5 protein-coding genes are annotated in these 5,324 nt (G+C 71.5%); 4 read left to right on the top strand and 1 reads right to left on the bottom strand.

What is annotated here, in order from left to right; translation table 11 throughout:
* Nucleotides 1–39: 39 nt before the first annotated feature.
* Together ligD (SACHA_RS0102240) and ligD (SACHA_RS0102235) are read left to right on the top strand one after the other, a co-directional pair.
* Nucleotides 40–1,497, top strand: coding sequence for a non-homologous end-joining DNA ligase (ligD, locus tag SACHA_RS0102240; RefSeq protein ID WP_051110066.1), 1,458 nt, complete (start codon nt 40–42; stop codon nt 1,495–1,497).
* A complete protein-coding gene (ligD, locus tag SACHA_RS0102235; RefSeq protein WP_019806867.1) occupies nt 1,494–2,399 on the top strand; it encodes a non-homologous end-joining DNA ligase in 906 nt (301 codons plus the stop codon). Before ligD (SACHA_RS0102240) ends, ligD (SACHA_RS0102235) begins: the two co-directional genes overlap by 4 nt.
* A gap of 123 nt (nt 2,400–2,522) precedes the next feature.
* Here the strand turns inward: ligD (SACHA_RS0102235) and SACHA_RS0102230 are convergent, their stop codons facing one another.
* Nucleotides 2,523–3,236, bottom strand: a complete 714-nt coding sequence (locus tag SACHA_RS0102230) for a dienelactone hydrolase family protein (RefSeq protein ID WP_019806866.1) — start codon at nt 3,234–3,236, stop codon at nt 2,523–2,525.
* Between the two features lie 108 nt (nt 3,237–3,344).
* Here SACHA_RS0102230 and SACHA_RS0102225 point away from each other — a divergent pair, with 108 nt between their 5' ends.
* Entirely contained in the window at nt 3,345–4,955 is a 1,611-nt protein-coding gene (locus tag SACHA_RS0102225) for an ATP-binding SpoIIE family protein phosphatase (RefSeq protein ID WP_039737690.1), read from the top strand.
* A complete protein-coding gene (locus tag SACHA_RS0102220) occupies nt 4,952–5,269 on the top strand; it encodes an STAS domain-containing protein (protein ID WP_019806862.1) in 318 nt (105 codons plus the stop codon). Before SACHA_RS0102225 ends, SACHA_RS0102220 begins: the two co-directional genes overlap by 4 nt.
* Nucleotides 5,270–5,324 lie beyond the last annotated feature (55 nt).

The raw sequence follows: 5,324 nt of genomic DNA, 5'->3' as shown, positions 1-5,324 counted from the left end.
ACAGGCACTCATCGACGCCGCCCAGCGGGCCGATGAGGCGTGGCAGGCGAGCCGGGATCCCCAGGACTGGGACGCGACCGAAGAGGCACACCCGAGCCGGTACCGGACGGTGCGGAGGCCGGGCGCGGAGGTGATGCGGAGAGCGCCGCCGAAAACGACGCGGGCGCGGCGTTCGTGATCCACGAGCATCACGCGCGGAGCCTGCACTGGGACGTGCGCCTGGAACGGGACGGCGTACTGGTGTCGTTCGCGGTGCCCAAGGGCCTCCCGGACGAGCGCGGCACCGTGCGTCTGGCCGTGCACACCGAGGACCATCCCCTGGAGTACGCCGACTTCTCCGGGAAGATCCCGGAGGGCGAGTACGGCGCGGGCCGGATGACGGTCTGGGACCGGGGCCGGTACGAGGTGGCGAAGTGGACCACCGACGAGGTCGCCGTCGTGCTGCACGGCGAGCGGGCACGGGGGAAGTACGTCTTCTTCCGCACCGGTTCGCGCTGGCAGGTGATCCGGTCGGACCCGCCCGAGGACCCGGGGTGGACCCCGCTGCCGGAGTCGATGTCTCCGATGCTGGCCGTACCGGGTGCCCTGCCCGGACCCGCCGCCGACGAACGGTGGGGCTACGAGTTCAAGTGGGACGGCGTCCGCGCGCTGGCCCGCGTGGACGGCGGGCGGCTGCGGTTGTTCTCCCGCCGCGGCGACGACATCACCGAGACCTACCCGGAGCTGCGTGGGCTCGGCGCAGAGCTCGGCAGCACCCCTGTCTGGCTCGACGGTGAGATCGTCGCCCTGCACGACGGGAGGCCGAGCTTCGCGGCGTTGCAGGGCCGGATCAACGCCACCGACCGCAGAGCCCGGCAGCTGGCCGCCCGGTCCCCGGTCACCTACCTCGTTTTCGACGTGCTGCACCTCGACGGTCGCCCGTGTCTGGACCTGCCGTACACCCGGCGCAGACAGCTGCTCGACCGGCTCGGGATCGACGGGGAGCACTGGCGGGTTCCCCCCTCCTACGCCGGCGGTGGAAGCGCGGTCGCCGACGCGGCGGCCGATCAGGAACTCGAAGGCCTCGTCGCGAAGCGCCTGGACTCCCGCTACCGGCCCGGGGAACGGAACGGCGCCTGGATCAAGATCACCGAACTGCGCACGCTGGAGGTGGTGCTCGGCGGGTGGCGGCCCGGCACGGGCCGGCGGGCGGACACGTTCGGGTCGCTGATGCTGGGGCTGCCGACCGGGCGGGGGCTGCGCTACGTCGGCCAGGTCGGCACCGGCTTCAGCGACGACGCGCTGCGCACGCTCGGCAGCCGACTGCGCGGGCTGGAACGGCGCACCTCCCCGTTCGCCGAGGCGGTGCCCAGGGACCGGTCCCGCGATGCCCACTGGGTGCGCCCGACACTGGTCGGCGAGGTCGCGTTCAAGACGTGGACGCGGGAGGGCCGACTCCGCGCCCCGTCCTGGCGCGGACTCCGGCCGGACCGCAGCCCGGAGGAGTTGCCGCGGTGACCGGGCAACTGGTGGACATCGAGGGCCACCGCATCCGGCTGTCCAATCTGGACAAAAGCTTCTACCCGGAGGTCGGGTTCACCAAGCGGGACGTGCTCGACTATTACGTGCGGATCGCGGACGCGCTGCTGCCACACGTCCGGGACCGGCCGTTGACGTTGAAGCGCTACCCGAACGGGGTGGAGGGCAAGTCGTTCTTCGAGAAGAACGTCTCCCGGCACGCGCCCGACTGGGTGCGCACCGTGCGCATCGAGACGCCCGGAAGTTCCCGTGGCGCCGAATCGGCCGACTACGCGCTGGTGCAAGACTTGTCCACATTGGTCTGGGTGGCGCACCTGGCGAGTCTCGAACTGCACGTTCCGCAGTGGACGGTCGGCCCGCGGGACGGGAGGCGGAATCCGGACCTGCTCGTGTTCGACCTCGACCCCGGTGATCCCGCGACGATCGTCGAGTGCTGCACGGTGGCCCGGTGGCTGCGCACGGCGCTCGAAGCGGACGGGCTGCGGGCGTGTCCGAAGACGAGCGGCTCGAAGGGGCTGCAGCTCTACGTGCCCGTGCGCACCCGGAGCGGCGACCGCACCGGCGAGTACGCCAAGGGCCTGGCCGAACGCCTCGAACGCGACCACCCCGACGCCGTCGTCTCCCGGATGGCGAAGAAGCTGCGCGGCGGGAAGGTGTTCATCGACTGGAGCCAGAACAACGTCAAGAAGACCACCGTGGCCCCCTACTCGCTGCGCGCCCGCCCGACACCGACGGTGTCCACCCCGGTCACCTGGGACGAGGTCGACTCCTGCCGAGAACCGGGCGACCTCGTCTTCCACGCCGACGACGTCCGCACCCGCGTCAGCACACACGGCGACCTCTTCGCCCCACTGCTGGCGGCCGACCGCCCCGCACTCTGACGTCCCCCCCGGAGCACGCCGTGAAGGCCCCCTTCCCTGCGTCATATGCAGTGAAGGGGTCCCTCGCGGCGTGGGACGCAGCGAAGGGGTCCCCCACGGCAACCAACGCAGTGAAGGGGCCCTTCACGGCACCACGTCGTCGAGGAAGGTGCGGGTGCGGCCCCAGGCGATGTCGGCGGGTTCGGGGTCGTGGGACGACGGGGCGTCCGGGTTGGCGAAGGCGTGGCCCGCATCGTAGTGGTGCACCGCGACGTCCGGCCGGTTGGCCACCGCCGCCTCCACCGCCGCGATCCCGTCGGCGGGCAGGTACGGGTCCCGGTCGCCGACGTGGAACATCGCCGGACAGTCGAGCGAGTCGGCCCGGTCCAGCAGGTCCGGAACCCCCGAGCCGTAGTAGGACACCACCGCGTCCGGCCCCCGGCCGTCGACCCGCACCGACGTCCCGCACAGGTACGCCAGCGTGCCCCCGACGCAGAATCCGACCACGCCGACCCCGCCGGTACACCCGGGCATCGCCCGCAGGTGCGCCAGCGTCGCTGTCAGGTCGGTCACAGCCTCGTTACGGTCGAGCCGCCGTGCCAGCGTCGCCCCCTCGGCCATCCCGGAGGAGTCGGTGCCCTCGAACCGATGGCGCAGCCGCCAGAACAGGTCCGGCACGAGCACCAGATAGCGGTGCCCCGCGAGTTCGTCGGCCAGCGCACGCATGTGGTCGTTGAGCCCGGTGACCTCCGGCAACAGGACGATTCCGGGGCCGCGCCCGGTGTCGGGGGCCGCACGGTAGGCGTCCCACGCCACATCTGGCGAGACCGTGATGCTCTCGTAACCCGTGGTGACCACGAAGGAGCATCCTTCCGGGCGGCTCGGGTGGCTGCCAAGACCGATACGACGAGTGTCACGTTCGCCCGTACGCTGCCGGGGTAATCCTCGAACACTATGCTCACCCACATGCCTTGGGCGGTCGAACCGAACAACGCCGCTGACCGCCTGCGTCGAATCGAGGCGGTCACCGACACGGCGCTGGTTCAGCTGAGCGTCGAGCAGCTGCTCCACGAGCTGGTGGACCGCGTCCGGGACGTGCTCGAGGCCGACACCGCCACCGCACTTCTGCTGGACGCCAGCGGGCAGCAGCTGGTCGCCACGGCGTCGGTCGGCATCGAGGAGGAGGTGTGGCAGAACGTGCGGATCCGGGTGGGTGACGGCTTCGCCGGACGGATCGCCGCGGACCTCAAGCCGTCCCGCGTCTCGCAGGTGGATCCGGACACCGTGGTCAACCCGGTGCTGTGGGAGAAGGGCCTGCGGAGCCTCCTCGGTGTCCCGCTGATCGCCCAGGGTGAGCCGCTCGGTGTGTTGCACGTCGGAGCGCTGGACGACCGGGCGTTCGACGACGAGGACGTGCGCCTGTTGCAACTCGCGGCGGACCGGGTCGCACTGGCGGCCCGGTCCAGGTTGACCAACTCCGACCGTGCGGCGGCCTCAGCGGTGCAGCGGTCGCTCGTGCCCGCGCAGCTGCCGGACGTGGCCGGTTTCGAACTCGCCGCGCGCTACGCCCCCGGACACGGCTCGGACATCAGCGGCGACTGGTACGACGCGTTCGGCCTGCCCTCGGGACGATTGTTCCTGGTCGCGGGGGACGTGGTGGGCCGGGGGCTGTCGGCGGCGATGGTAATGGGCCGCATCCGCACCACCGTGCGCGCGTACGCGCTGGAGAACGACGATCCCGCGGAGGTGCTGACCCGCCTCGATCGCAACATCCGGCACTTCGAGCCGGACGCCATGGCCACCCTCGCCTGCGCGATCTGGGATCCGTCACACGATCAGGTGTACCTGTCGCTGGCGGGCCATCTCGCCCCGGTCCTGGGCAGGCTGAACCGGGATTCGACCCTCGTGGAAGCCGCGGTCGACCCGCCCGTGGGGGTCGGTTCGGCCACTCAGGCCCGGCACACCACCACGATCGACATGTCCGGCGGCGCCGTGCTCGTCCTCTACACCGACGGGCTGGTGGAACGGCGGGCGCAGCCCCTGGAGGACGGTCTGCGGGCACTGAGCGAGGTGGTGTACCCGGGCCCGCCGGAAGCGGTCTGTACCGAGATCATGAACAGGCTCGTGGCCGACACGGCCACCGAGGACGACCTCGCCCTGCTCACCGTGCGCAGGCAGAGTTCCGACGACCTCCGGACACTGACGTTCTCGGTGGACGCCGTGCCGGAGTCCCTCGCCGACATCCGAGCCGAGCTGCGCCGGTGGCTGCCCGAGGCCGGGGCGGGCGAGGACGACGTCACCGACCTGCTCGTGGCCGTGGGCGAAGCGGCGGCCAACGTCATCGAGCACGCCTACGGCCCCGGCGGCGGCACGCTCGGTCTGCACCTGGAGACCCACGGCGACGAGCTCGAGGTTCTCGTGAGCGACACGGGGAGCTGGCGCCCACCCCGGGGAACCCACCGGGGCCGGGGCACCGAGCTGATGCGCTCGCTCTGCGACGATGTGCAGGTGGAGAACGGGCCGCAGGGCACCAGTGTGCTGCTGCGTAAGCGACTGTCGGGAAGCGAGCAGGAATGACCACGGCCGACGTGGAGGTACGTGCCGACGGCTCCCGGGTGGACATCGTCATCACCGGTGAGATCGACCTGTCCAACAGCGAGCGGGTGCGGGACAAGATCTTCGGCTCGATCGACAACCGGCTCGAAGAGGTCCGACTGGATCTCGGCGAGCTGAAGTACCTGGACAGCGCGGGCCTGCGGATCCTGTTCGCCCTGGCCGAGCGGCTCCGTCTGCTGCAGACCTCCTGCACGATCCTCTCGCCGGTGGGGTCCCCGACCCGCCGGGTGCTGGAGATGTCCGGCGTCGGCGCGGTCGCCGACCTGCAGCCCTGAGCGCACGGGGCACCGCCCGGCCCGGGGTTCGCGCGCGTCACCGCGCGAACCCCGG

It is taken from the genome of Saccharomonospora halophila 8 (assembly GCF_000383775.1).
Taxonomy (GTDB): domain Bacteria; phylum Actinomycetota; class Actinomycetes; order Mycobacteriales; family Pseudonocardiaceae; genus Saccharomonospora; species Saccharomonospora halophila.
Note: the sequence above shows the minus strand (reverse complement) of the source record. Positions and strands in the feature narration are given on the sequence as shown.